Below are 24,398 nucleotides of genomic sequence, written 5' to 3' on the forward strand. Positions count from 1 at the left end.
TTGGTTATCAAATGGGGACGGAAACTTAAAAACAAAGGAAATGCTATTATCACAATTTAAATGCGAAACAGCTTATCAGGACAAATTGACAATACTATCGATAGTAAGAAAGTTGAAAAGAAAGTTACAATCAGTCTTTTTCAAGATACAGATAATGACGAAAAACCAGATGAATTTCCAACTACCTCGGTAAAAAATGTAGAGACATATGTCGTAATTCATGGGAATGCAGATACTACTCTAGATCGAGGGAAGATGGCTGCCTTGGCAAAAACAATTAACGATCAAAAGAAACAAGTAATAGTTCTAGATTGGAGTGAGGCTGCTAACAACTTATTGTTGCCCGCTCGATCGGCAGGATGGATTCACGATGTTGCTAAATTTGCAGTTGAAAAACTCAAAAATGATTGGAAAATAGATAGTAAAAACTTGAACCTTATTGGACACAGTTTGGGAAGTTATGTCGCATCTGAAATTGGATTTATTCTCTCAAACACAGAACCCGAGCAAGAATCAGATCCTCAATATCGTCAAAATCCAAATATTGATCAAGAACAGCGCGTCAACAGTCTGATTGCCCTAGATCCAGCAGCTCTTTTAGGTGGCAACCTGCCGCAATCTGGTTTATATGATTTAGATGCCGATCAGGCTGGCAGTCAGAACCCGATTGAGTTTGGTTCTGTCTCTAAATTTTCTAGGGCATTTTGGGGTGATGTTGCTTCAACTGATGGAACTGGATCATCTGATTATGCTACAAGTGCTAACGAGTCTATTTACATAGATTTTAAAAGGCCGAATGGTACTGAGGATTTTCTTGCGACTGATAGTCATGGTAACATTGTCTATCTGTACAGAAATATGCTCAAAACTCCTGGTGAGATTAGCTCACTTTTCAAGCTAGGTGTTGGCGAACACAAAGAGTGGAAAAAAAATACATACGGAGGAAATGAAGCAATACTTGTAGCTACGGCTTACAAAAACGAATTTTTTAAGTTTCAAAATTTCAACAATAACGATCCCAATACAGAACCAAAATTATTGTTTCTTAAAGATGCTAATCTTCAGAATGACGATATAGCTTATGGCAGCACTGGGGGTGATAACTTAGATGCCGGTATATTTGACAGAAACTCTCTTTTGGGTATTACGGAAAACGCTACATTTAATGGCTTTGGCAAGGATAAGTTATATGGTGACTCGGGAAATGATGAAATATTCAGCGGCTCAGGAAATGATACCCTCTACGGCGGTTCAGGCAACGATTTCATCAATGCTGAACAAGACAACGATTTTATTGATGGTGGCGATGATAACGACACTATCTTTGGTGCAACAGGAGACGACACAGTTATTGGAGGTAAGGGTAACGACAGTTTAGAAGGCAACGATGGTAAAGACACTCTCATCGGTGAAGAAGGTAACGATACCCTATGGGGTGGTGGTGATGATTCAGCCGATAGTCTTGTAGGGGGTGAAGGAGATGACTACATCAGAGGACAAAAGGGAAATGACACTATCTTTGGCAATCAAGGCAAGGATTTCATCAATGGTGAACAAAACAACGATTTCATTGATGGTGGCGATGATAACGACACTATCTTTGGTGCGACAGGAGAGGACAGAGTTATTGGAGGTAAAGGCAACGATAGCTTAGAAGGCAACGATGGTAAAGACACTCTCATCGGTGAAGAAGGTAACGATACTCTATGGGGGGGTGGTGATGCTTCAGCCGATAGCCTGGATGGTGGTGAGGGAGATGACTACATCAGAGGAGAACGGGGAAATGACACTATCTTTGGCGGTTTAGGCAAGGATTTCATCAATGGTGAAAAAGACAACGATGTCATTGATAGTGGCGATGATAACGACACTATCTTTGGTGCAAGAGGAGACGACACAGTTAAAGGAGGTAAGGGTAACGATAGTTTAGAAGGCAACGATGGTAAAGATACTCTTATCGGTGAAGAAGGTAACGATACCCTATGGGGTGGTGGTGGTAACTGGACTGATTATTTGGATGGTGGTGATGGAAATGACTCTCTCCTGGGAGAAGGTGGTGATGACATTTTAATTGGTGGAAAAGGCAAGGACATCATTGATTGTGGAAATGGCAATGATACCTTAGTCTTTGGACTTGATGATGGTAGTACAAGTCGTGATGGAGCTGATATGATTACCAACTTTCGTACAGGTAAGTTAGGTTCTATTTCGACTGGTGATGTGCGGGGTGTTACTAAAATTAAGCTGAATGGCTTAACTAAAGACGATCTAGAAGTCGTAAAAATTGACGATAACAAGACTCTGTTATGGGGCAAAAAGAATGATTTAGACTTATATACACTGTTCAAACAGGATACATACTTCGCGATTTTGGATGGCTCATTCAATAAAGATCAATTGACCTTTATTTGAAGGATTCATCATCCTCATCCATCCGCCTTCATCTGCGGTTCAAAAAAGATCGATCGCCCTTACGACAAAAAGTACGCGCGTGCGGAGCTATCCCGTAGGGAATCGCCCTTAAAATCAGAACAGACAAACAACATCTAATTTGTTATAATTGAGTAAAACTCTACCCTAGAGAGTTTTACCTAACTTTTTAATAGCTGAAAGATATGTTTTGGATTCTGAAAAACTTAATCAGCACAGATCCACAAGGACACCTCAGTTTAAACCTCGAACCCAAATCAACAGAATATCGCGTTCTCGTCAACGAAGCCGGACAAATTTTATTAGATCCAATAGCCAACATACCCGATCGCGAGCAGTGGTTGTGGCAAAACCCCCAAGTATTAGCCGCCGTTAAGTGCGGCCTCGCGCAAGCAGCTAAAGGTGAAGTACACGATTTGGGTGACTTTTCGGAATATGCCGATCGGGATTTAAGCGTGATAAACGATCGTAAAATTCAATTAAAGTAGTGAAAGCTAACTCGCATAAATGACAGACGAAACTCGACGAGAAATAGCGAGACGACTAGCTAGAGAACTAGCATCAAGGACAGTCATCTCACCCATAACACCCGGACAAGGCTTTCAAACTTTTGGTGAATTTAAAAGAACGATCGGGGTGGCAGGAGCGGGGTTAGCGTGGCATCATATAGTTGGGCAAACAACATCAAATTTACAGAGATTCGGGGCAGAAGCAATACACAATACAGGCAATCTCGTCCGGCTAGAACACGGTACTGGGTCAATTCATCAGGAAATTACCAATTTCTACAACTCCGTCCAACCTGAATTAACAGGTACGAATACTCTAACCGTGAGAGGGTGGCTCAGCACTCAATCTTTTGCAGAACAACAAAACTTTGGCATTAGAGTTATTATAGCTTTCGGAGGAACAGTTTAATGCTGACTCTAGATATCCAATCAATCCTCAATTCTATTCCCAATGAAATTAGCTGGCAAGACATCGTACAGTTTGAAAATCTAGACGCTCGTGTTAGCATTGCTAATGACCTTTGTGCTAACATTATTGGTGTCAATGAAAGTACGATCGAATTGTGTCCTAATGAAAATCCTCCCGATCGTTTAGAACAACTGGTTTGGTGGTGGGTTGTGCGTCCAGATTTAGGAGCGGCGATTGCCAAAGAAGCTCCTCAAGAACTCAAAAATATTATCAGTCAATACATTCTGCAAAATTGACAAAAACCAGCGCTCGTCTGTGGTTCAAAAAAGTACGATCGCCCTTACGACCAAAAGTGCGATCGCCCGTCTGTTATGCTGGATTTACTGTCGGATCATTGAGCAAGAACAAGCCACACTTGATGCCACACATTCAATACCAGTCTGTGATCGCAAGTCCAAAAACTCTCGAAAACTCCTTAACATTGTGGGTAACAAGAGTTGCTTGAAGCGAAGTGGCTGTCCCTGCAATCAAAACATCAATTGGGCCGATGGGAGTACCTTGTTCCTCCAATTGAGCGCGGATTGTGGCAGCAGCAAGAGCACAATCGCGATCGAAAGGAACAAGGTTAACTCGGCTCAAAAGTTGCTGACGTTGTTGGGTACGTTTTGCAGGCGAAGTAGATTTAGCAATACCCACTTGCAACTCAAACAGGACGATCGCGGAAATGCCAATTTCTTGAGGAGATACATTGGCAAGGTTTTGGGCAACTTGTCCTTGTCCTTTGAAGTAGTAAATTAATGTATTTGTATCCAAAATGTACATCTAAAAGCTCTCGCGCAAGATGTCTTCCGCCGACTCGGCACGAATCTCTTCCAGAGTAGGAAAGTCTTCTGCCCATGTTCCAGCTAGGGAATCAACCAATTCTGTCCAAGGAGTTAAAGAATCTACTGTGTCGGTGGATTGGTTCTCCTTCAGGTATTTGGCACGAATAAACTCAGCGAAAGTGAGAATTTCGCTAGCTTGGTTTTCGGGAAGGGTTTTGACGATCGCGTAAATCTGTTCAATGATAGTCATAATCTGGTGATAAATAAACTGTCGTTAAATTTTATTTTAGCAATAGCGATCGGTCTTTTCATGTCAGTGTTCATCTGCGGTGCAAAAAAGTGCGATCGCCCATTCCTACTCTTTCCAAAACTCACTGCGCCAAAACTTCCCTAACCCTGTCCCGAAATAAACGCACAGCCGCCCTTTGTCCAATACTTTTACTTTGTTCTATCAAACCCGGAATTTCGGCGATCGGCAAAAACGGAAAAGCCAAACTGTTCTCCCTCTCTTCGTAATTACCCTCAACCAATTGATACACTTGAAGACATTGATTGCGATATCTCCAGATTTCAGGAACCCCCAGAGAAGCATAAATTGAGAACTTATTCAAAGAAGAACTCGTGTAGTCTGATTCGACTACCAAATCCGGTGGCGGATCGGCGGGTAAATTGATACTTTTACCTCTAACTACCGATTCATTTTGAACGTAGAAGCAGCTATCCGGTTCAATAGCACGAGTTAAATCTTCCCGTTCCAGAGTAAGATCACCTAGCTTTCTCACCTCGATATCTAGTGCGTCTGCGAAAGCTTCTACAAAGCTTTCGATCATGCCCTTGGGCTCTTCATGTTCTGTAAGTGGCATTCTAATTTCTAAAACTCCTTCAGCATAAGCAATTCTCCACGCTCTACTGTCGGCGACATCAGACATTATCGCTTTAAATGTTAGCCATTTAATGCCTGTCAAAGTAATTAGTTTTTCCTCGCTACTTTGTTGAGGAGGAGTCAATGTGGTTGTTACCATCTGAGGTACGATTAGTTAAGCTTTTATTGATTTTAACACGCCCTTCTCTCATCTGCATCCACTGTGGCACAATGGATCGGTTCAAAAAAGAGCGATCGCCCTTAATCAAAAAAGTGCGATCGCCCCTTTCAATTCCTAACCAGAAATTACCTCACTCAAAAGATGAGCCTGAGAACCCTCCAGACGCGGCCCGTGAATCTGCACCACCAAAGAAGCCAAATAATTGCCCCAGCGCGCTGCTTTCGCCGCACTCAAACCGTTAGTAATTCCAAACAAAACACCGCCCGCAAAAGCATCCCCAGCACCCACAGTATCGATCGCCTTTACCGGAAATCCAGCCACATCAACAATCTGTTTGTTCTCCACCACCATGCAGCCTTTTTCCCCATTAGTGATAAAAGCCAAATCCGAAATCTCGCTCATTTTCCGAGCGCACTCTTCCAGAGATTCCTCCTTAAAAAAGCTCCGAACTTCATCAGAATTGCAAAAAATTACATCGCAGTATTCCGAAACCACCTTGTGAAAATCATCAGCAAATCGATCGACTAAAAAGCCATCCGAAAAAGTAAAAGCCACCTTCACACCCAGACGCTTAGACTGTTCCATCGTCTCAATGCTAGCCTTTCTCGGATCGGGAGCATCCCAAAGATAGCCCTCAACATAACTGTACTTGCAGTGAGCCAGGCGATCGACATCAATATCAGTCGCAGCCAGAGTAGTAGAAACCCCCAGATTAGTACACATCGTGCGTTCTGCATCCGGCGTAGTCAGCACAACACAAGTACCCGTGGGCTCCTGCGACGACTCAGCAGGATGCACGTTAAAATCAATCCCCGCCGCCAGCAAATCTTGCCGGTAAAATTCCCCGTTAGTATCCTTAGCAACCTTCCCCGAATAATACGCTTTACCGCCACTCTGAGCCAAACCAATCATCGTATTTGCCGCCGAACCCCCCGATCGCATTTGCAGCGAATTGTGCTCTAAATCGTGCAAAATCCCCCCCTGCGTTTCCGAATTCATCAGCGTCATCCCGCCGCGATTCAGCCCGTGGCCGAGTACAAATTCATCTTCTACCAATGCTAGGATGTCTACAAGGGCATTTCCCACGCCAAACACATCCACAGAGCGGGAATCTTGATTGTTTTCTGTCATTAGTAATTTTTGGTTTACACTAATTATCAACTTTATAATAAATCGACTTCAACTCAACATCTATTTTCTTTAAGTTATCTTTATCTAAATCCCCAAGCCCAAATCGATCTAATCCAAAATCCAAAATCTAAAATCCAAAATCTAAAATCAATATGACTGATACTTGTCTCCCACCTCTGATTCAGCAAATGTTGCAGCCCGGCTTTTACCCGCACGGGGTGACAGAACCAGTGCAGCTAATTCAGACTCACGCTTCCTTTGTCCTGCTGACAGGAGATTATACTTACAAAATAAAGAAACCAGTCAATTTTGGCTTTTTCGACTATTCAACCTTGGAGAAAAGGCAGCATTTCTGCACCCAAGAATTGCTGATGAACCGACGCACTGCACCGGAAATTTATTTAGAAGTTTTGCCCATTATTCAAAGTGGCAATTCGTTCCAATTAGGTAGCAACTTACCTGCTATAAATTCCGCCGAAATTGCTGTAGAATATGTGCTGAAAATGCGGGAGTTTCCTCAAGATTCGCTGTTGCTTAGTTTGTTGGAGCGCGGACTGTTGACCCAGCAAATTATGGCAGACTTAGGGCGGGAAGTTGCCAAATTTCACAGAACGGCAATTAGTAATAGCTACATTCGCAGATTTGGCGAAGTCAGTCAGATTCGCAAAGCCATAGAGAACAATTACCTGATTTCGCAAAAATTTATCGGCGGGCCGCAGACTGAGAGACAATATCAGGAAACTAAAGATTATACTGATACGTTTTTTGCGGAAAATCAAGAGTTATTTAACCTGCGGATTGCTAATAATAAAATTCGCGAGTGTCACGGAGATTTGCACTTGCGGAATATAGCATTGTGGCAAGATAAAATCTTGCTGTTTGACTGCATTGAATTTAACGAGGATTTTCGCTTTGTTGATGTGATGTACGATGTGGCTTTTACAGTAATGGATTTGGAATCGCGGGGGCGCAGAGACTTGGGCAATGCTTTTCTCAATACTTACATCGAACAAACAGGGGATTGGGAAGGACTGCAACTGTTGCCTCTGTATTTGAGCCGTCAAGCTTATGTTAGAGCGAAAGTAACTTCGTTAATGTTGGACGATGCCGCTATTTCAACAGCCCAAAAAGTAGATATTTCACAGACTGCCGCTCATTATTATAAACTGGCTTGGCAATACACACAACCGCGCCGGGGAAAGTTAACTTTGATGTCCGGTTTGTCTGGTTCTGGCAAGAGTACAGCAGCTCGCTATTTGGCTCGCCGCACTGGGGCAATTCATATTCGATCCGATGCTGTTCGCAAACATTTAGGCGGGATTTCTTTAAATGAACGCGGCGGACAAGATTTGTACTCGGATGAAATGACCGCACAGACTTATGGTAGATTGTTAGAGTTGGGGATAATTCTGGCTGACCGAGGTTGGGATGTGATTTTAGATGCAAAGTTCGATCGCCAAAACTTGAGAACGGATGCAATTAATCAGGCTCAATCCCACGGCTTGCCCCTGCAAATCATTTACTGCACGGCACCAATTGAAGTCTTGCGAGAACGGCTGCAACATCGCAGGGGCGATATTGCCGACGCGACAGCCGAACTATTGAGTTCGCAGCAAGCAGCTTTTGAACCTTTTACAGAATTAGAGCAAATTTCTGTAAAGATTGTAGATACCGCGCAAGACTTAGAGGTACAATTAAACTTGATTTGTGGGGAGTAGTTGCAGCTCGATCGCCTTTGCCAATTTGATTGTCTGCTAATATTATCAATATCTTTCAGTGTTATTACAAACACAACTCGCAGCTCATGCCAAAATTTACCGGAGACTCCAAGGGGTTTAGCCCCGCGCTGATATGGTTTGTGTTGTTTACCGTTGGGTTTCGCTTAGTAGGATGTACGCTGCCGATGAGTCTCGGCCTTGGTGTCATCGGCGGCGTAGCGGCAGGTTTAATTGTCGCTTGGTGGCACAACGAACTAATACTCAACCCGAATATAAGTTCCAAGGATAAAACTTCGGATGCTATCCTCGATAAAGAAGTAGTGCAAACGGACGGCCATAAATATAACAAAACCTCTAGGCGTGAAGCTGCTACATTCTTTGGCTGGTTGTCAGGGCCAGAGGATCGTCGCTAGCTTTAGTCATTAGTCATTAGTCATTAGTCATTAGTCATTAGTCATTAGTTAACAGTTAACAGTCACTAATGCCCTTCGGCCCAATACCCAATACTTCGGCTACGCGAGCGTACTTCCAATGCCAAATTCCCAATAGAATGTTCGTATTTCTGTCGAAACTGCTGCCACTGTTTGTTTATCCTTTGGGGTTAAGTTGCCTGTTAATGATGGCGGCTTTAATCACACTTTGGAAGCGTCCGAAAAGGGCGGCGGCGCCAATTGCTGCGGCTCTAATTATTTTACTGCTTGGAAGTAGCGGTTGGGTTTCAAAATCGTTAGTTCGATCGCTCGAATGGCAAAACTTGCCAACCGCCGAACTCCCCCAAGCTGAAGCGATTATCGTCTTGGGCGGCGGTGTCAAAGCAGCTTTACCTCCCCGTCCTTGGGTAGAATTAGGTGAAGCGGGCGATCGAATAATCTACGGTTCCCGACTTTACCGTCAAGGCAAAGCTCCCCTGCTAATTCTCAGCGGCGGTAGAGTAAATTGGAAAGGCGGCGGGCCTCCCGAATCGGCAGACATGGCAGAAATTGCCCAAACAATGGGTGTACCGGCATCAGCAATTCTGCAAGACCCCGATTCAAACAACACTTATCAAAATGCCGTCAACGTGCGGAAAATCTTAGATGCTAAAGGCATCAAAGGGCCGGTTTTGCTAGTGACATCGGCGATGCACATGACTCGATCGCTCTTAATTTTCCAGCGTCAGGGAATAAAAGCAATTGCCGCACCAACCGACTTCCAGATAACCCAGCAGGATATCGCAGCATCCCAAAGGAATTGGCAAGCGGTCGCACTGGATTTATTGCCGGATACCTATCAGTTAAACCAGTCAACTAAAGCTTTGAAAGAATACATCGGCTTAATCGTTTATCGTCTGCGGGGATGGCTTTAACAGAATTTTAGATTTTAAATTTTGGATTTTAGATTGAAGAATTTAAACTAATATCAAATCCGGTTGTATCCCAATTATAGGGGCGGGGCGGGTTTATATAATTTGTCTATACTTATCAAATATCTGGGCGAACCCGCCCATAAAAAAATTCCTCAGATAAAATTCCGAATCCCAGGGATACGATCTCAAATCTCAAATCTCAAATCTCAAATCCTATGATTTAGTGTGTTAGCTTAAAGTCATTACAGCCAATATTAGCCACACTCGCCCCCAAACAATCATGCTGCCCCACGAGTTGCAAAACATTGCCCCAGAACCGACTCCCGCGGCCGAAATTTTTCAGAGACACCAAATTGTCCGCGAGTTTTACGACGAAATTAAGTACCGTCAAGAACTAGAACTTCACTGCCAGTGGTATTACGCTACAGCCAAGCAGCATCAGCAGGAATTGCAGAAAATGCAGGGAGATTTGAATATCTTCGGTTGGTTCAGCCGCGGACGGTCGAAAAATTAATGATTAAATAAAAAAGAGGGTTGGTAGTAAGGAGTTTAGTCCCCCCATCGACTAAAAGCGACCGAAAAAACTGAAGTCCTCACTACAAACTGTACAACAGCTATATGACCCGCGCCTGAAAACGGATACTTGCTTTCCGGCAGGAGTCGTTAGCCGCCCAAAATTTTAGACCCTAATTCAAGGTCGCAGATTGATCTTTGGAGTCAATCTAAAATCTAAAATCGACTGACGGGATTTGATATTGTCTTTCGGCTCCGGCTTCAACTTCTGAGACAGCTAGACTTCCGAAGATATCAATTCGACTTCATCCTCTTTCAGGTGAGCTCGAAATTTTTTGTCAAATTGTACTAGAACCGGCCAATTAGCACTGACAGGTCGGCCGTGCCATTCGTGAACGATCGCCACGACTTCTCCTTCCATACCCTTAATATCAAATGGTTGACTGCGATTTTGAGGGTGGTGGTAGACAACAACAGAGTTTTTAATGCAAACGCGATCGCCAACTTTCATAAATTTAAACTTAGTGTTCTTTCTTCAAAACTCTACAAAGCCTGCAAGTGCAGAACACCTATACGCTTTGGGGACAGTCTTTTTATCTTCCCACATAAGTAGAGCGAAAACTTAAACAAAGTTGGCGCTTCCCTGTCGGTGCTTCGATCCCCAGCCGCGATCCACGTCCGCCGAAATGCCGATCGATTCTGGGTAGATCCCGCAAGCCCGATCGGCTTTAAAAGGTCGATCGGGCTGATTCTCAAGGGCGGGAATTGATTTTATAGCTAATCGACAAGCGAGCGATTTAACTGCTTCAACCAACACTCAACATCAACGGCCAGAGTTTGACCCAACTCCAGCAACTGCCGGATCGAAGACAACTCCCAGCCGCCGTCTGGTCGGGCGATATCCAAGGCAACGGGATAGACCGCACTTTCGCCCGCCGAGCCAGCTTGCCGTTGCAGCCAGCCCAAGCACAGAGGCACAATTTGGCTGTACAGAGAATCGAAATACAGTTCCTGCGATTTGTCCAAACATAAACCCAGACTCAGGCGATCGCCCACCGCAATCACACGCTCGATCGTGCGGATCTCAGCTTCCAACTTGACAGGGGAGCGCTCCTCCGCGCCCGATCCTGCTTGCAGCAGGGCGTCTAGCGAGCGCCAAACCAGCTTTTCCAAAATTTGCTTGACTTCGGGAACCTTCAACCGACAGCGGAGATGGCCGGCTTCAGTGGCGATCGCCTCAATTTCGGCCAACAGCGACTCCATGTCCTCCGTTTCCACTTCCAGGGCCTTGGCCGCCGTCAAACAGCGGTGTCCCAAAGCCACCTCAGCAGCCACCTGCAACTCTACCGGCACCGGCAACTCGTCTCGGTGGAACGCCATCATCACCCCGTAATTTTCGCGGTAAACCTGAGTGTAAAGCTGATCCAACCGAGTCAAATTTTCCTGACTCAGCAACTGCACGATCCGGTGACGTTCCTCAGCGAATAAATCCCGCAAGCTAAAGGACTGATCCCCAAACAGCCGCACCATTTCCAGAATCGCGTGGGCCGCCGAAGCTTCTTGCATAACTCCAAACAACCGCTCTTTGAGCATAGTGTACGATCGGCGGCTGCCAAAAGGCTGAATGCAGCAGTGGAAGTCCCAGCCGCCGAGGTGGAACGCAGCAAACACAAAAATCTCTGTTTCCCGCGTAATTTCCGAGGTTAACTGCAATTGACCCACAGCCAGAGTCATCGAGCCCATGCGCTGAATTTGGAAATCTTGCTGCTGGGCCTGATAGCAGTAAACTCGCTGTTCGCGAGGATATTTGGCAAACAGAGAACTGATCGCGTAGTGGGCGGCCACCTGTCTGAGACTAATTTGGGCTGTCACCACGAGTTTGCGGTAAACTTCGGCCCCTGTTGTGAAATAGTCAACGTTGCTGGGTACGAGGGCTAGTTGAGCAACAAAATCCTTTTCTAGCTGGACGCCGGTAACTTCGCCCGCCAATTCCAGCGCCCGGGCCGCGTAGCGCAGAATTTGCACTCCTTCTGGCCGCGAGATTTCTTCAAAAAACCAGCCGCAGCTAGTGAACATTAACAGGGTGTGGCGCTGCATTTCCAGCAGTCGCAGGGCGTCCACCTGTTCGGAGGCATCGAGGGGGTGCACTTGATGGCGTTCGAGGAAACTGTCAACCTTAGCGGGCGATCGATCGCGGATGACCTCAATATATTCATCTCTGGCTTTCCAGGGATCGCACAACAGCTTGCGCCCCGCTTCTTCGTAAATCGGAATCAGTCGATCGCGCAGCCAATTCAGAGTATCCCGGAGAGGGCGGCGCCATTTTTGGTTCCACTCGCCGCCACCACCGCAGCCGCAATCATCTTGCCAGCGATCAACCCCGTGAGAGCAACTCCAGGCCGTCACAGGTTTGAGTTCCACTTCCCAAGCGCTCGGATTTTGACTTAAATAATGAGCAAAATTCGTCACCGTCCAGCCGCGGCGGGGAAACTCTTCTGTGAAGGCGTAAGCGAGGCATTTTTCCGTACTGTTTTTGTGGTGACCGAACGTTTCGCCGTCCGTCGCCACGCAGATTAATTGAGCCGGTCGGTGGTCTCCCCGTACTGCTTGACCCAAGCGCCCGGCCAAGTGGTGGCTGCTGCTGAGAACGTCATTGAAGCCCATATCTCGCGAGATCGGGCCGTCGTAGAAAAAGATATCAATGTAGGGAGTATTGGCAGGTGGGGCTTCGGAATTTTGGAAGTGTCTGCGGCCAAAATGGTGCGTGCTCAGTGGCGAGAGTTGGTGGTCAGCCATCAACCGCATTTCTGGTTTCAAATAGCAGCGGTACGGGCGAGTCGGATCGATTTGGCCGCCGCCGACTTCGTGCCATTCGGAATTTTCCGCTGGTTCCCCTTGTTCGTTTTGCCCGATGAACGGGCGGCAGCGTTCGGCTTGGGAGGGGGCTAAGACAATGAAGCGGATGCCTTCAGCGACTAAAACTTCGAGGGTGGCGTAGTCTACAGCGGTTTCGGCGAGCCACATTCCTTCGGGATCGCGATCGAACCGAGAGCGAAAATCAGCGATCCCCCAGCGAATTTGGGTGTATTTGTCTCGCTCGTTAGCGAGGGGCATGATGATGTGATTGTAGACTTGGGCGATCGCGTTGCCGTGACCGTTGAGACGCTGACAGCTTTTGCGATCGGCCTCCAGAATCCGCTGGTAGACTTCCGTGTCGTAGCGTTCGAGCCAGCTCATCAGGGTCGGGCCGATGTTGAAGCTGAGATACTCGTAGTTGTTGACGATCCCCGCGACTTCGCCGCGGTCGTTGAGTATGCGGGCAAAGGCGTTCGGGCGGTAGCACTCGTTGTTAATACGTTCGTTCCAGTCGTGGGCTGGAGAGGCGCTGGCTTGGCGTTCGATCGCGTCCAGGTAAGGGTTTTCCCGGGGCGGCTGGTAAAAGTGACCGTGAACCGTCACGCACACCCCAGTTGCAGCAGCCGCACTGCTTTGGGTTGCAGCAGTTACGGTTGGTGAAGACAAAGGTAGCACATCGGATTGAGTTTTAGAAATCGAAACCATGCGATCGAATCCTCAAGTAGTTAAAGACAATAAAACCAGCCTAATTAGAAACTGAAACCTTACGCAGCAAGAGTTGCAGCGAGGCATCTGTTAGGGCTAAATTTTGGCAGATAAGTTTTGATACATTTGTAGTATTGCTAGCAAAGCATTCGTTCCAAGATGCCAACCGTCGATCCCTGGTTTTTTTGCCAATGCTTTGCTGTTGAAAGACTTAAAAAAGGTAGCTTTTGCTGCTTTTTGGCACTTGCGACCCATTTCGGGTTCGTGCTGGCAGGGCTGCTCGTTGAGAGTTTCATTTATCTTGCTGGATTGTAAAGTCTTATTCATTAAATAGCAACTTTTCGCCGGAAAGATTTAATTTTTGGCAATAAATCTTGGCGGTTGTGGATATCGGTTTAATGCCCGATCGATTTATAGAGTAAGAGTTTTGCCCGAGTTTCGCATCATACTTTAGGTGCTTTTTACCTAAGTTCTGGAGAAGTTAGGCCGGTTGGGTTAGGGCGGGGCAGATTTGCTGCAAATGTACTTTCCAGAAGAGTTGTAACACTGGTGCGGAGTCAAAAGGCAACAAAAAAGCAAAACGGTAAGTGTTATGTTTTAACTCCTGAGAGGTATGTGAGGGCGGAGGCATTGGAGGAGAAGGAGGAGGGTTTGGACGAGAAGATGCTGCATTTGACGGCGAAGTTGGAGAGGCAATTTGCCGAGAGTGCCAAGTTAGAGGGGATTATTCAGGAAAATCGGCAGAGGGTGGGTTCTGGCGGATAGTTCGTCAATTGCTGAAGATTATCATGATTTTTTGCGAGAACTTAAGGAAGGTATTGTGCAATATCAAGTGCGGGCCGTACTTTCTGTTAATCGTGAATTAGTGTTGCTTTACTGGCTAATTGAACGGAATATTTTAAATAGGCAACAGCAGCGAGGATGGGGAGCAAAAGTTATAGACCATTTAGCTGTTGACTGAGAAACAGCTTTTCCTGAAAGGATGTTTGCCGACGATTGAGCAGTTGGAAGCTGAGTTAGAAGCGGTGGATGTGGAAATTGAGGAGGAATGATAAAATCGGAGAGTGCGAAGTAAAGATAACTCTTATCGAAAATCGCGCAGACTTGGAGCCATTCGCGATACCCTACTCCGCAAGGTTCTCTCGGGCAAGCTTCGTGTGAAAGATACGGATTTTTATTTGAGGCATAATTGTAATGAGACTACCGCCTAGCGTTTTAAACAAATATCTCGATCGGTTTGATGAACTTATACAAGAAGGAGAAAGAATTTATAAAGTTATTAAAGATATTCCAACTCATCACTTCGGCACCTCGGATGAAGTAATTAGACCTCTAACTCAACAAGAACTTGAAGATGAACAAAAACTAGAGGGGTGGAATGTAAACTATTTATCGTTACTAGATCAAATCATTTCTCCAAGGAGTGCTCATCGAAACTTATTGGATGAAAAAAGAGAAAGAGTTGCCAATTTTCCCAGTACATTGAATACCCGCATTTCTCGATTAAAAGGATTGAAAGATGACTTTCAAAAAGGTTTTTTAGGAGATTTGGGACTTGAGATAGAAGCTGCAATAGTCGCAGATTATATGGGTCAAGCAGAACTGTTGTTAGCAGAGGGTCAGTCTGGTAAATATGACTATGTACCAGCAGCCGTATTAGCTGGAGCTGTTTTAGAAAAATCTCTACGAACTCTCTGTGATAAGCAGAGTCCGTCCATACCAACAGTCCATAATAACGGTAAACCCCTAACACTCGCCCCTTTGATTGAGGCTTTGAAAAAAAATAACGTATTTAATGAACTAACAGCTAAGCAGCTTAGAGCTTGGGCTGATATTAGGAATAGTGCAGCTCACGGAAATTTTGATGAGTTTAATCGTAGCCAGGTGGATCTGATGATTCAAGGAATTAATAATTTTTTGGCACTCCACATGATATGAATTTATCTATAATGTCCTACCAAATAGATTAACAAGAATAATCGCTACGTAAAAAGTGGACATCAACCAACAAAAAGAACAATTCAGCAACATCTACCTGCAAGCTGTCACTACCGTTGCCGGCTATTCCCTCTACAAACCATTCGTAGACGATGACAGCGTAGACTGGGGAGTAGCTGCGAAAGGCGGGACAGGCCCCATTAGAGCACCTCGCTTAGAATTGCAGTTAAAATCTACATCAAGAGATATCCAAGACGATAACTCCATCCGCTACCCCCTCAAGCTCAAAAACTACGACGACTTAAGAATGGATGACTTCGCCATTCCCCGAATTTTAGTTGTCGTTTTAATCCCCGAAACACCGGAAGACTGGTTAACCCAGTCCGAAACAGAACTCTGCATCAGAAACTGCGGATATTGGATCTCGCTGCGGGGAAAGCCAAAAACACAAAACACAAACGCTGTCACCGTCGCCATCCCCAGAACCAACCAATTTACAGTCGCCGCCCTTCAGTCAATTATGGAGAGAATTAGCCAAGGAGTTCAACCATGAAAATCACCGTAAAAGATAGCCAAACTCTCGAAACAATCAAGCTAAATCAACTGAGAAATTACTTACAAACTCACGGCTGGCATGAAGACCAACCTTTCTTAGATAATGCCACACTTTGGCACAAACCAACAGCCGATGCAGAAAAATTTGAAATATTGCTACCTAACCGGGAAAACCTGGGAGATTATGCAGCCCGCATCCGCGAGGCAATCCAAACCCTAGAAAACGCAGAAAATCGCTCTCAAATTGAAATTTTAAGCGAACTACTTACCCGCATTCCAAACACGACTATTCAGGGAATTGTTATGCAAATTCACACCCCAAATACCCAAAAGTTAAGTGGCGAAATTACTCTCCTCGGTCTGGTATCTGACAAATTGCGGAAAATTCAAACTTCACTCGCAGACAAAGATTATATCCTGGCGATTAAAGCTTATCAAGAACGCTTACCGATTCTCTGTAGCGGTGACTTAATCAAAGACAACAACGCCTTCATCCTCAAAAACCCCCACAACTTAACCCTCGATGAATTGTGGTAAAACTAACAGATTTTGTCGAAATCTATAGCGGTTCTCAGGAAAGTAAGGTACTCTTCCGATGCCCAATGCCCAATGCTCAATGCCCAATGCCCAATGCCCAATGCCCAATGCCCAATGCCCAAGAACACCTCATGCTACTGAGAAAGGCTATATATTAAACACCTTCCAAACAGATATCAAGTTCCCTAGCAAAGGCCTCTGGCGCATCCAGCATCAGCCAGTGTCCAGTATCGGGGATCGTAGTTGTCGTCAGTGTGGGACGGAGGATGTGGAGGCTGAACGGAAAAGTGTTTGAGGGAGCAATAATGGCGTGGGCTCGTGTTCCAGGGGCTGCTAGGTAGCGATCGAGAGCATCAACTGCTTCAAAGGGCAACATCCCGCGAGACATTCCACACACGCAATCCTGTGGAGTCGCCGCCAAGCAAGCGAGAATCCGATCGCGCGTATGGGCCCTGCTTCCTGTCAGCGCCTCGTTGAAGCTGGTTTCCACAGCAGTCCGCCAATCCTCCGTCTCCAGATCCCTCTGGAAGGGCACGATCCTTGCCTCGTAAACGTCTGCAGGCACCTTGGTAAAGTCTCCAGGTGGGTCTGCCAGGATCAACTGCGCGATGCGGTGCGGTGCGCTGGCTGCTGTGGCGAGGGCAATACAAGCACCGAAACTGTGCCCGACGATCGCCACTCGATCGAGTCCCAGCCCATCGATCACGGCGAAAACATCCGCTGCACAGGAGGCGGGGGCGTAGTTCCCGTCATCCGGCGGCGCGGAATCACCGTGTCCCCGCACGTCAAGGGCGATCGCGCGTCGGGTACGGGCGACATGGGCAAGCTGCGCCTCCCAGATGCTCGCAGAAACCGCCATACCGTGCACGAACACCACCGGCAGCGGCTTGGATTCCGCAGCGGTGTCAGGGGGGCTGGCTTCGATGATGTGAATAGTGCCGATCGGTCCTTTGAGAGTTGTCGATCGCATAAAAACTTCTCCTAAGTTTTATAGTCCTGGACGCACGGGTAGTCAGAAACCGGATTTTTCGCAAAAATACTCGGTTATATCAAATCCGTTAACATCGGAATTATGCATCTCTCTCTTCTCTTTCTCTGTGTCCTCTGTGCCCTCTGTGGTTTAATCATTCCGATACAACCGGAATTGATATTAGAGCATCGCAGAAAAGGTAAAAACCCGGTTTCTTTGGTTTGGACGGGTAAGTCAGGTTTCAATTTCCTCTTTTCACACAACCAATTTTACCTCTGTTACTCCTTGGCGCAATTCATACTGTCCTTTTACCCAAAATTGTTTAATTTTTTCACCCAAAAACGGAGCAGTTTGCATCATCAATAAACGCAATAATCCATTTTTTCGCAGTTGTTCGCCTTTCCACGCTTCTTGTGCTTGAAGTTGTTGGGCGCGAATAATTTCCGGTTCCCGTTCTGCCTGAATCCGCGATAATGCTAAGTCAATATCCTCGTAATTAGCCCCTGCTTTCAATAAAGGTACAAGGTGATTGGCGGCAACAATTACATCGCGGAACGCCATGTTAATTCCTTGAGCGCGAACCGGAGACATCGGATGTGCCGCATCCCCCAAAAGTATGATTCCTGGTCGATGCCAGCGCGGACAGCGACCAACCACAACAGATAATCGCATCGGAGATTCGATCGTATCCGCACAGTTGCGGAAATGTTCTGCCATCCATGCAGGCGATCGCGATGCGAAAGTTTCTGCCCAGTCTGTGTGTTTCCGATCCGTTTTGTCATCTGCCGATAGCACCCAAGCCAGATGAAGTTTTCCTGATTCTGCCCCATGAAAGACACTGAATCCGCTACCGCCATTCAGGATGGAATAAAATACATTATCCGCCACAAACCGAGGATGAGCCGCAAGTTTAAACCACAGAACATCTATACTATTCTGCTGTTTTACTAACTCTAATTCTGCACGTTGTCGTACAACCGAGTTTCTACCATCTGTGCCAATCACAAGTGCAGCAGGAATCTCTCGCCCATCTCCTAGCTTTACACCCGCAATGCGATCGTCGCTGTACAGTAAATCTTTTACGGGAACACCTGGGATAAATTCAAACTCTGGATGCAACTGAGCTTCTGAAATTAGTGTTTCTAGCAAGGGCGGTTGCGATACCAGCGTACAAGGTCGATTTGACCCCATTGGCTCATCAACTCGAAATAGTTGCCGATCGCCTACAATAAACTCCCAGGCATCAATTTGTCGGTGTGGAACACCTTCTAGCATTGTGGATAAGCCCATTTGTGCGATCGCATCCAATCCGCTGGGCATTAACCCTTCACCGCGAAACACTCGGTAGGCATCTTTTGCAGCCTCAACCAACGTTACAGCAATACCTCGTTTGACCAGCAGTAAGGCAAGTGCCGCACCAGTTGGCCCCGATCCCACAATTACAACTTGCGTCATAGCCATTCCCCATTGCTTTTTGCGGATATTGAGATGTCAACAAAGGTGGTAAAAGGAGGCGCAATCCCCTATTCCCAGCTATTTTTGGAGGGCCTGTTGAAAAGTCTTAACTGCATCAACATGATTCACCATATTGATGCAGCGCAACAACAAATCCAAATCGATCCCTTTCACCTCCTCACTACTGGAAACCTTTTCATAATAAAGTGTATTGCCCTCTCCCCGGAGGTGATAAACCTCTAACAATCCATCTTCCCAGAACCACACTTCCTTTATCTTCAGCCGCTTGTATGCCTCCAGTTGGTTGATGCCACCACTGGAAAACACGACCTCGATCGCCAGATCGGGTAGCATACGACCAGGGGCAAGTTTATAAGATTCATCCGCCTCTCGCTTAACGGCTACACCTTCACTTTCTAGCGTCATTGAGCCAGTTGGAGTAAAGTCAAACCCCGCCATCAGCAGGTACAGTTCCACCAATGCGGCAATTCTCTTCTTAACGGTTTCGTGGGGTTCTCCAGGCATGCGTCGTATCTCCAGAATTCCATCCAGGAAAGAAAGTCGATATCCTGGACGGTCTAACAATTGCTCAACTGCTTTGAACTCTCTCCAAGTGAGTCCCTCAAACAGAAGGGGTGATTCTTTTCTGGGTGGTGCGATGATTGCTGCAGTCATTTGGTTCTCCAGTCTATTTCCAGATGAGAAACGATCGGGTTTGGAGGGCGATTTGTTTATTATAACTTTAAGTAGCATCCTCCACTGTAAATCCAATTTCTTGCCCGTAGGATAGTTCCAGCGTGTGACCGTCCGAGTCTCGCAAAAAAGCCCAGTAGCCGATCGGATATCCAGCATCTTTTGGTTCCTCAAGCAATACGCCTTCTTGACGTGCTTTGTCGCAGAGATCGTCCATATATTCGCGGCTTTTGCAGCCAACTCCGAGGTGTGCAAAGGGAGACAGAACGAGATGTACGGAGTCTGTTTGAATTAGCACAATTACAAAAGGGCGAGTGCGATCCCAAAGCCAGACCACAGCAACACCAGCTTCTGCATCGATGCGGCGGTGAACTGCTTGCATTCCAGCATACTTGGAGTAGAATTCAATACTGCGATCGACATCATAAACGGGCAGTGCGATGTGTGTGATACCGATATCAATCATATGTTATGTTGCTCCAGTCATATAGCACGTCTAAATGAGTTGTACAATTTAAGGAAGGGTGATAGACTGAAAATAAAAGTCCTATTTTTACAGGTAAAGAGATGTCAATTGAATAAAATCAGGAACTAAAAGAAAAGCTGGCTGAGTTACAAGAGTTTGTTTCTAACAATAGAGATGTGAGAGAATGGAAGAGAGGAGAAGCGGTTAGATTAAGATTATTAGGGTGAACTATCAAGCAATTAAATAGAGATTAGGAGGATCAACAAGTTTTATTGCTCCCAGTCAAAGAAAGTATAAAAAAAGAGGATTAGCGGGCATAAAATTAGCATATAAAGGGTCAAAAACCTACTTAACAGATGAAGAAAAAGCGGAAATAATGGTCGGGCTTGATCCGCGAGCAAGAAGGAATATATCGGAATTAAAAAGACATCTGATATAAACCTATGAGTTTGTATTTTTATTTTCGAGAGAGAGTTATTATAAACTTTGGCGCTCAAGTCACTTAACTTAAGCTGCTACGCATCTAAATTTAATAAAGAGACGCGCTCTCCTGCCCGTTCCAGGCAGGATGCCCGTCCCACAAGAATTGTAGAAAAATTGACTGTCAAATTAGATGCACAACAGCTTATGACTGGCGATCGGGCTGATGCCTCCCCAGCCATAGAAAACATTCAAACCACTGTCTAACCGACAACTTGCAGGCTGAACCTCAAATCGATCGCCAAGGCCTCCACACTGACCATAAAAATTTATGGCTAATTGGCATCTCTTTCTAACTGTTGGGAAATCTCTTTGAGCGCATCGATCGTGCAAATTAAGCGGGGATGCTCTGGATCGAATAAATCGAGTTGCTCCCAGGGAATACGATATCCCTTATGCAGATTGCGGGCACCCAAAAGATGCAGGAAACCTGCGCCTAAATTCCAGGCAGACAAACGCTCCAGGATCGCCGGTATGCCCACCAGATATTCTACAATTACCCAATCGTCGCCTTGCTGCTGGGCGCGCACCTCTTCAATGCGTCCAACGCGATTGCCCGTTGAATCAAATACGCATTTACCCAGCAGCAGTTCTAAGTGTAGTTCGCGACTTGCCATCAACTTCCTCCTGGAATGTGTTTAATCACGCGATCGCGCAGCCAGACTTCGTAGGCTAATGCGGGAGTTTGTTCGGCATCGAGATCCACTTCCACATCAATGCCGATGTTTCGCACCTGGGACCAAGCAATGCGAAACGGTTGGGTGTGTTTAGCGCCCCACTTGCTGGCAATCGCGGCAACCCAACGCGAGCAACGGGGATGAACTCGATGCGCTAAGGTGGTGACTCCTGTTTCAAGATAGGCCAGTCGCGGTGGCTGTCCCTCTACGAGTTCTACAACAATGCCATCAACCTTGCCCATCTTGCGTTGGTTGCGATCGACAATCTGATTATCTAGGACATCTCGAATTACATCCATATCAACCTCCAAGCACTTCTAGTGGAATGGCGACGATCGCTAGCACAAAAGCCAGAACCATTGTGAAAATGGTGATACTGTTACTGATCCAGCCGTTGCAATGGTCGCCCACATACGAGCGATCGTTCATCAAGACCAAGAACGGGATAATCGTCACCGGTAAAATTACGGCAGTCAATGCCATGGAAAATAAGGTCAGTTGCAACGGATCGATTCCCACCACCATCAGCAGTGATGCCAGAAATACAAACACTGTGTAAACAAAGCTGAAACGGGCTGCATCTTTGGGATGCAAACTTTCACCCCAGTTCCAACCAAAGGCCTGCGCCACAATATAAGCCGTGTCTAAGCTAACTTCCAAAGCCGCTCCAAAACAAGCAACGCCCAGCGATGCAGCAAATAGCACAAATCCCCAATATCCGAAAGGTTGGGTCAACATCAAAGCTGCTTGTTCGTAACTGTCTACTTGAATTCCTCGCGGGTGCAATACCTGTGCCGCCACAATCAGCACTCCCAGCGAGACGACGCTACCAAACCCCATGCCTAGCCCAGCAACTGCACGATTTACACCGAGATGCGAGCGATCCCATTTATCTTCAACCGCACCAGAGGAGTAGAAGTAAAACAAATAGGGACTAATTAATGCGCCGAGGATGCTGACGGCAATAAACAGATAATGGGCGGTGTCTTGTTGGGGTATGGTTGGCAAAAGTCCTTCAGCAACCGCAGGTAATGCTGGACGAAGCTTGAAGGTTGCCACCACAAACGCCAGTGTGATCAGTCCTAGGAAGGAAATGCCGTTTTCAATCAAGCTAAAAGTTCCCTTCCAAAGAAACAGCCAGATTGCAAAGGCAACGGGTAGCGCCCACCATTGAAAGCTAATGCCTGTTACGAGTTGCAGCGCAATACAGACGCCGCCAATTTCAGCACCCAGCACTAAAAAATCGACGATGACCTCAGCAATCAACGGGAATATGAAGAAATTGAAGCCCAATCGTTCGCGAACGGCATCTGCCAAAGTGTGTTTGCTGACTGCCGCGAGGCGACCTGACATTTCGACTAAAGCGATGACACAAATCGTGCCTAGAACGATCGTCCAAATCAACTGAAACTCGAAGCTAGAGCCTGCTTCGGCGGCTGTGGCGATCGCTCCCACATCTAGGAAGCCGCCAATACTGGTGACAATACCCAAGGCAATTTCCCGAATCTTGTTCACGGCCGGTCTCCCTGCGCTTTGAGCAATGTTTCAAGCTGCTGTTGTTCAGTTGCAAGCTGCACCAGAGGTGTGGCGATCGCGGCTTTGCGGTGCTGCTTCACAGCCGTTGTCATCTGCTGAAGCGTTTGCTGTAACTGGTATATCTGTCTTGGCAAAGCAGGAGAGTCAGTCAAATCTTTGGTTTCCTTGGCAATTTCCTGCTGGCTCTTTTCCAAGGTCTGTTGAGCATAGAGGTCGGGAATGCTACCCTGTTGCCAAGTCTCTCCCACCATACGAGCGGTCGCTGTCCAAGATTGAACCGTTTTCAGGGTTTTGACCAACTTATCATGGGAGGACGACGGACTGCAGCCAGCTAGCACCAGCAGCAGACTGGCGATTAAAGCTTTTTTCATGGGTGGCGATCGACTCCTCTAAGCAGTTTTACTAATATTTTCCTGCTTCAAATCGGCAATTAACAGCATCCTTAGAGAGATTTATCTCTTGAGGGAGATTGGCCTTAGTCCTAGAAAAGAGGGTGTTCTTAACGGATTTACGATCGCCATCTTACAAATCGGGCTAAACGATCGATCGCACAACACCGCCATCGACTCGCAAAGCAGCTCCGTTAATAGCAGATGATACCGGACTGGCAATAAATGCGACAAGTGCACCCACCTCCGAAGTCTCGGCAAAACGCTGAATCAGCGAAGAAGGGCGAGTCTTTTCAAAGAACTCTTTCTCCACTTGTTCGCGAGTCACCTTTTGGTTTTCTGCCAATCCTTGAATGAAATCTTCTACTCCTTCCGATCGCGTCGGCCCCGGCAGCACTGAATTAACAGTCACATTGGTGCCAACAGTAGTCTCTGCCAAACCGCGCGCGAGAGAAAGCTGCGCCGTTTTCGTAACTCCGTAGTGAATCATTTCTGCTGGAATGTTGAGCGCCGATTCGCTAGAGATGAAAATAATCCGCCCCCAATTCTTTGTCAGCATTAATGGTAGATATTTTCGAGAAAGTCGCACCCCGCTGATGACATTGATTTCCATAAAATTCATCCATTCATCATCGTCAACTTCCTCAAATGCTTTCGCTCCGTATATTCCCAGATTGTTTACCAGAATGTCAACTGCCGGGACTTGGTGAAATAATTCGCCGGCTCCCGTTGCCGTTCCCAAATCGGCAGCGACACCTTGAAGTTTGGCATCTGGAGCAATTTCTTTGATTTGGTCGATCGCCCTTTTTACCCGCTCTTCAGTCCGTCCGTTAACGATAACAGTTGCACCTTCTTTGGCGAGTTCTGTAGCAATTGCCAACCCGATTCCGGCAGTTGAGCCGCTTACCAGTGAAATTTTACCAGAGAGTTTTAGTTCCATTTTTGTTGTTCTCTAAGAGGTATTTTAGTCGGCGGAGGCGGACTTTATAGTTTTAGTTCCATTTTTGTTGTCTAAGAGTTATTTTAGGAATGAAAAATAAATAACTTGATGTATTTTCGGATATAATAAAAAACAGCCCTCGAGCGCAATTTTCACCAAAAGTGAGAGAAACTTGCTTTATTATTTTTCTATTTTACCACCCTACCTTACCTTTAAATCTATGTTTTATTCTAGTTCACTTGAGTCAGAAATGAAGAAACTTTATAACTCTTTATCAGA

At 46.2% G+C, this 24,398-nt stretch carries 29 protein-coding genes; 13 read left to right on the forward strand and 16 right to left on the reverse strand.

Translation table 11 applies throughout. From position 1 onward, the window contains the following. The first annotated feature begins 60 nt into the window (after positions 1 to 60). The 4 genes from QUA78_RS27305 (at position 61) to QUA78_RS27320 (ending at position 3,644) form a co-directional block, all read left to right on the forward strand. Positions 61 to 2,412 carry a hypothetical protein gene (locus QUA78_RS27305; protein ID WP_333307178.1) on the forward strand — a complete coding sequence of 784 codons (2,352 nt, stop codon included), beginning with the start codon at positions 61 to 63 and terminating at the stop codon, positions 2,410 to 2,412. A gap of 203 nt (positions 2,413 to 2,615) precedes the next feature. Continuing rightward, positions 2,616 to 2,918, forward strand: a complete 303-nt coding sequence (locus tag QUA78_RS27310) for a hypothetical protein (protein ID WP_333307176.1) — start codon at positions 2,616 to 2,618, stop codon at positions 2,916 to 2,918. Positions 2,919 to 2,937: 19 nt separating this feature from the next. Beyond that, positions 2,938 to 3,348, forward strand: a complete 411-nt coding sequence (locus QUA78_RS27315) for a hypothetical protein (protein ID WP_333399127.1) — start codon at positions 2,938 to 2,940, stop codon at positions 3,346 to 3,348. Beyond that, complete coding sequence (locus QUA78_RS27320) at positions 3,348 to 3,644, forward strand: hypothetical protein (RefSeq protein ID WP_333138225.1); 297 nt, start codon at positions 3,348 to 3,350, stop codon at positions 3,642 to 3,644. The genes QUA78_RS27315 and QUA78_RS27320 overlap by 1 nt, the downstream gene beginning before the upstream one ends. Positions 3,645 to 3,777: 133 nt before the next feature. Here QUA78_RS27320 and QUA78_RS27325 read toward each other — a convergent pair whose 3' ends face one another. The 4 genes from QUA78_RS27325 to QUA78_RS27340 all read right to left on the reverse strand — a co-directional run bounded on the left by QUA78_RS27325 (position 3,778) and on the right by QUA78_RS27340 (position 6,346). Then, on the reverse strand, positions 3,778 to 4,170 hold the full coding sequence (locus QUA78_RS27325; protein WP_333306708.1) for a type II toxin-antitoxin system VapC family toxin: 393 nt from the start codon (positions 4,168 to 4,170) through the stop codon (positions 3,778 to 3,780). Continuing rightward, positions 4,171 to 4,422: a DUF2281 domain-containing protein gene (locus QUA78_RS27330; protein WP_333306706.1), complete on the reverse strand. Its 252-nt coding sequence runs from the start codon at positions 4,420 to 4,422 to the stop codon at positions 4,171 to 4,173. 121 nt (positions 4,423 to 4,543) lie between these two features. Further along, entirely contained in the window at positions 4,544 to 5,194 is a 651-nt protein-coding gene (locus QUA78_RS27335; RefSeq protein WP_333306704.1) for a Uma2 family endonuclease, read from the reverse strand. Between the two features lie 135 nt (positions 5,195 to 5,329). Next, positions 5,330 to 6,346 (reverse strand): adenosine kinase, encoded by a 1,017-nt coding sequence (locus QUA78_RS27340; RefSeq protein WP_333306703.1) that lies wholly within the window; start codon positions 6,344 to 6,346, stop codon positions 5,330 to 5,332. Positions 6,347 to 6,498: 152 nt separating this feature from the next. Here QUA78_RS27340 and QUA78_RS27345 point away from each other — a divergent pair, with 152 nt between their 5' ends. From QUA78_RS27345 to QUA78_RS27360, 4 genes are all read left to right on the forward strand, one after another. Continuing rightward, positions 6,499 to 8,064 (forward strand): AAA family ATPase, encoded by a 1,566-nt coding sequence (locus tag QUA78_RS27345; protein ID WP_333306701.1) that lies wholly within the window; start codon positions 6,499 to 6,501, stop codon positions 8,062 to 8,064. An 86-nt stretch (positions 8,065 to 8,150) separates the two neighbouring features. Then, complete coding sequence (locus tag QUA78_RS27350; protein WP_333306699.1) at positions 8,151 to 8,477, forward strand: hypothetical protein; 327 nt, start codon at positions 8,151 to 8,153, stop codon at positions 8,475 to 8,477. Between the two features lie 137 nt (positions 8,478 to 8,614). Next, a complete protein-coding gene (locus QUA78_RS27355) occupies positions 8,615 to 9,409 on the forward strand; it encodes a YdcF family protein (protein ID WP_333399128.1) in 795 nt (264 codons plus the stop codon). A gap of 280 nt (positions 9,410 to 9,689) precedes the next feature. After that, positions 9,690 to 9,923, forward strand: coding sequence for a hypothetical protein (locus tag QUA78_RS27360; protein WP_172186607.1), 234 nt, complete (start codon positions 9,690 to 9,692; stop codon positions 9,921 to 9,923). A 276-nt stretch (positions 9,924 to 10,199) separates the two neighbouring features. On the opposite strand, the gene QUA78_RS27365 is transcribed toward QUA78_RS27360, so the two are convergent. The 3 genes from QUA78_RS27365 to QUA78_RS27375 all read right to left on the reverse strand — a co-directional run bounded on the left by QUA78_RS27365 (position 10,200) and on the right by QUA78_RS27375 (position 13,810). Next, positions 10,200 to 10,433: a ferredoxin-thioredoxin reductase variable chain gene (locus QUA78_RS27365; protein ID WP_333047607.1), complete on the reverse strand. Its 234-nt coding sequence runs from the start codon at positions 10,431 to 10,433 to the stop codon at positions 10,200 to 10,202. A gap of 266 nt (positions 10,434 to 10,699) precedes the next feature. After that, entirely contained in the window at positions 10,700 to 13,483 is a 2,784-nt protein-coding gene (locus tag QUA78_RS27370; protein ID WP_333306623.1) for a DUF3536 domain-containing protein, read from the reverse strand. A 96-nt stretch (positions 13,484 to 13,579) separates the two neighbouring features. Next, positions 13,580 to 13,810, reverse strand: coding sequence for a hypothetical protein (locus tag QUA78_RS27375; protein WP_333306621.1), 231 nt, complete (start codon positions 13,808 to 13,810; stop codon positions 13,580 to 13,582). A 222-nt stretch (positions 13,811 to 14,032) separates the two neighbouring features. On the opposite strand from QUA78_RS27375, the gene QUA78_RS27380 reads away from it, so the two are divergent. From QUA78_RS27380 to QUA78_RS27400, 5 genes are all read left to right on the forward strand, one after another. After that, a complete protein-coding gene (locus QUA78_RS27380) occupies positions 14,033 to 14,248 on the forward strand; it encodes a hypothetical protein (RefSeq protein WP_333306620.1) in 216 nt (71 codons plus the stop codon). A gap of 31 nt (positions 14,249 to 14,279) precedes the next feature. Further along, the gene (locus tag QUA78_RS27385) at positions 14,280 to 14,444 is read left to right on the forward strand and encodes a DUF1016 N-terminal domain-containing protein (RefSeq protein ID WP_333035763.1); all 165 of its coding nucleotides are present in this window, start codon (positions 14,280 to 14,282) and stop codon (positions 14,442 to 14,444) included. Positions 14,445 to 14,677: 233 nt separating this feature from the next. Further along, positions 14,678 to 15,421: a DUF4145 domain-containing protein gene (locus QUA78_RS27390; protein WP_333306617.1), complete on the forward strand. Its 744-nt coding sequence runs from the start codon at positions 14,678 to 14,680 to the stop codon at positions 15,419 to 15,421. A gap of 55 nt (positions 15,422 to 15,476) precedes the next feature. Continuing rightward, positions 15,477 to 15,974, forward strand: coding sequence for a DUF4365 domain-containing protein (locus QUA78_RS27395; protein ID WP_333399129.1), 498 nt, complete (start codon positions 15,477 to 15,479; stop codon positions 15,972 to 15,974). Continuing rightward, positions 15,971 to 16,513, forward strand: coding sequence for a hypothetical protein (locus QUA78_RS27400; protein ID WP_333399130.1), 543 nt, complete (start codon positions 15,971 to 15,973; stop codon positions 16,511 to 16,513). Before QUA78_RS27395 ends, QUA78_RS27400 begins: the two co-directional genes overlap by 4 nt. Before the next feature lie 154 nt (positions 16,514 to 16,667). Here QUA78_RS27400 and QUA78_RS27405 read toward each other — a convergent pair whose 3' ends face one another. The 9 genes from QUA78_RS27405 to QUA78_RS27445 form a co-directional block, all read right to left on the reverse strand. Further along, positions 16,668 to 17,483 (reverse strand): alpha/beta hydrolase, encoded by an 816-nt coding sequence (locus tag QUA78_RS27405; RefSeq protein ID WP_333399131.1) that lies wholly within the window; start codon positions 17,481 to 17,483, stop codon positions 16,668 to 16,670. A 255-nt stretch (positions 17,484 to 17,738) separates the two neighbouring features. Then, a complete protein-coding gene (locus tag QUA78_RS27410) occupies positions 17,739 to 18,938 on the reverse strand; it encodes an FAD-dependent monooxygenase (RefSeq protein ID WP_333306409.1) in 1,200 nt (399 codons plus the stop codon). 78 nt (positions 18,939 to 19,016) lie between these two features. After that, positions 19,017 to 19,613 carry a Uma2 family endonuclease gene (locus QUA78_RS27415; RefSeq protein WP_333306407.1) on the reverse strand — a complete coding sequence of 199 codons (597 nt, stop codon included), beginning with the start codon at positions 19,611 to 19,613 and terminating at the stop codon, positions 19,017 to 19,019. 67 nt (positions 19,614 to 19,680) lie between these two features. Continuing rightward, positions 19,681 to 20,097, reverse strand: a complete 417-nt coding sequence (locus QUA78_RS27420) for a VOC family protein (protein ID WP_333306405.1) — start codon at positions 20,095 to 20,097, stop codon at positions 19,681 to 19,683. A gap of 755 nt (positions 20,098 to 20,852) precedes the next feature. Continuing rightward, positions 20,853 to 21,194 carry a hypothetical protein gene (locus tag QUA78_RS27425; protein ID WP_333306401.1) on the reverse strand — a complete coding sequence of 114 codons (342 nt, stop codon included), beginning with the start codon at positions 21,192 to 21,194 and terminating at the stop codon, positions 20,853 to 20,855. Further along, a complete protein-coding gene (locus QUA78_RS27430; RefSeq protein ID WP_333306399.1) occupies positions 21,194 to 21,553 on the reverse strand; it encodes a hypothetical protein in 360 nt (119 codons plus the stop codon). The genes QUA78_RS27425 and QUA78_RS27430 overlap by 1 nt, the downstream gene beginning before the upstream one ends. Before the next feature lies 1 nt (position 21,554). Next, on the reverse strand, positions 21,555 to 22,769 hold the full coding sequence (locus tag QUA78_RS27435) for a divalent metal cation transporter (RefSeq protein WP_333306397.1): 1,215 nt from the start codon (positions 22,767 to 22,769) through the stop codon (positions 21,555 to 21,557). Next, positions 22,766 to 23,161: a hypothetical protein gene (locus tag QUA78_RS27440; protein ID WP_333306395.1), complete on the reverse strand. Its 396-nt coding sequence runs from the start codon at positions 23,159 to 23,161 to the stop codon at positions 22,766 to 22,768. Before QUA78_RS27440 ends, QUA78_RS27435 begins: the two co-directional genes overlap by 4 nt. A 163-nt stretch (positions 23,162 to 23,324) precedes the next feature. Continuing rightward, entirely contained in the window at positions 23,325 to 24,119 is a 795-nt protein-coding gene (locus QUA78_RS27445) for an SDR family oxidoreductase (RefSeq protein ID WP_333306393.1), read from the reverse strand. Positions 24,120 to 24,398 lie beyond the last annotated feature (279 nt).

The organism is Microcoleus sp. K4-B3 (assembly GCF_036704615.1).
GTDB lineage: Bacteria > Cyanobacteriota > Cyanobacteriia > Cyanobacteriales > Microcoleaceae > Microcoleus.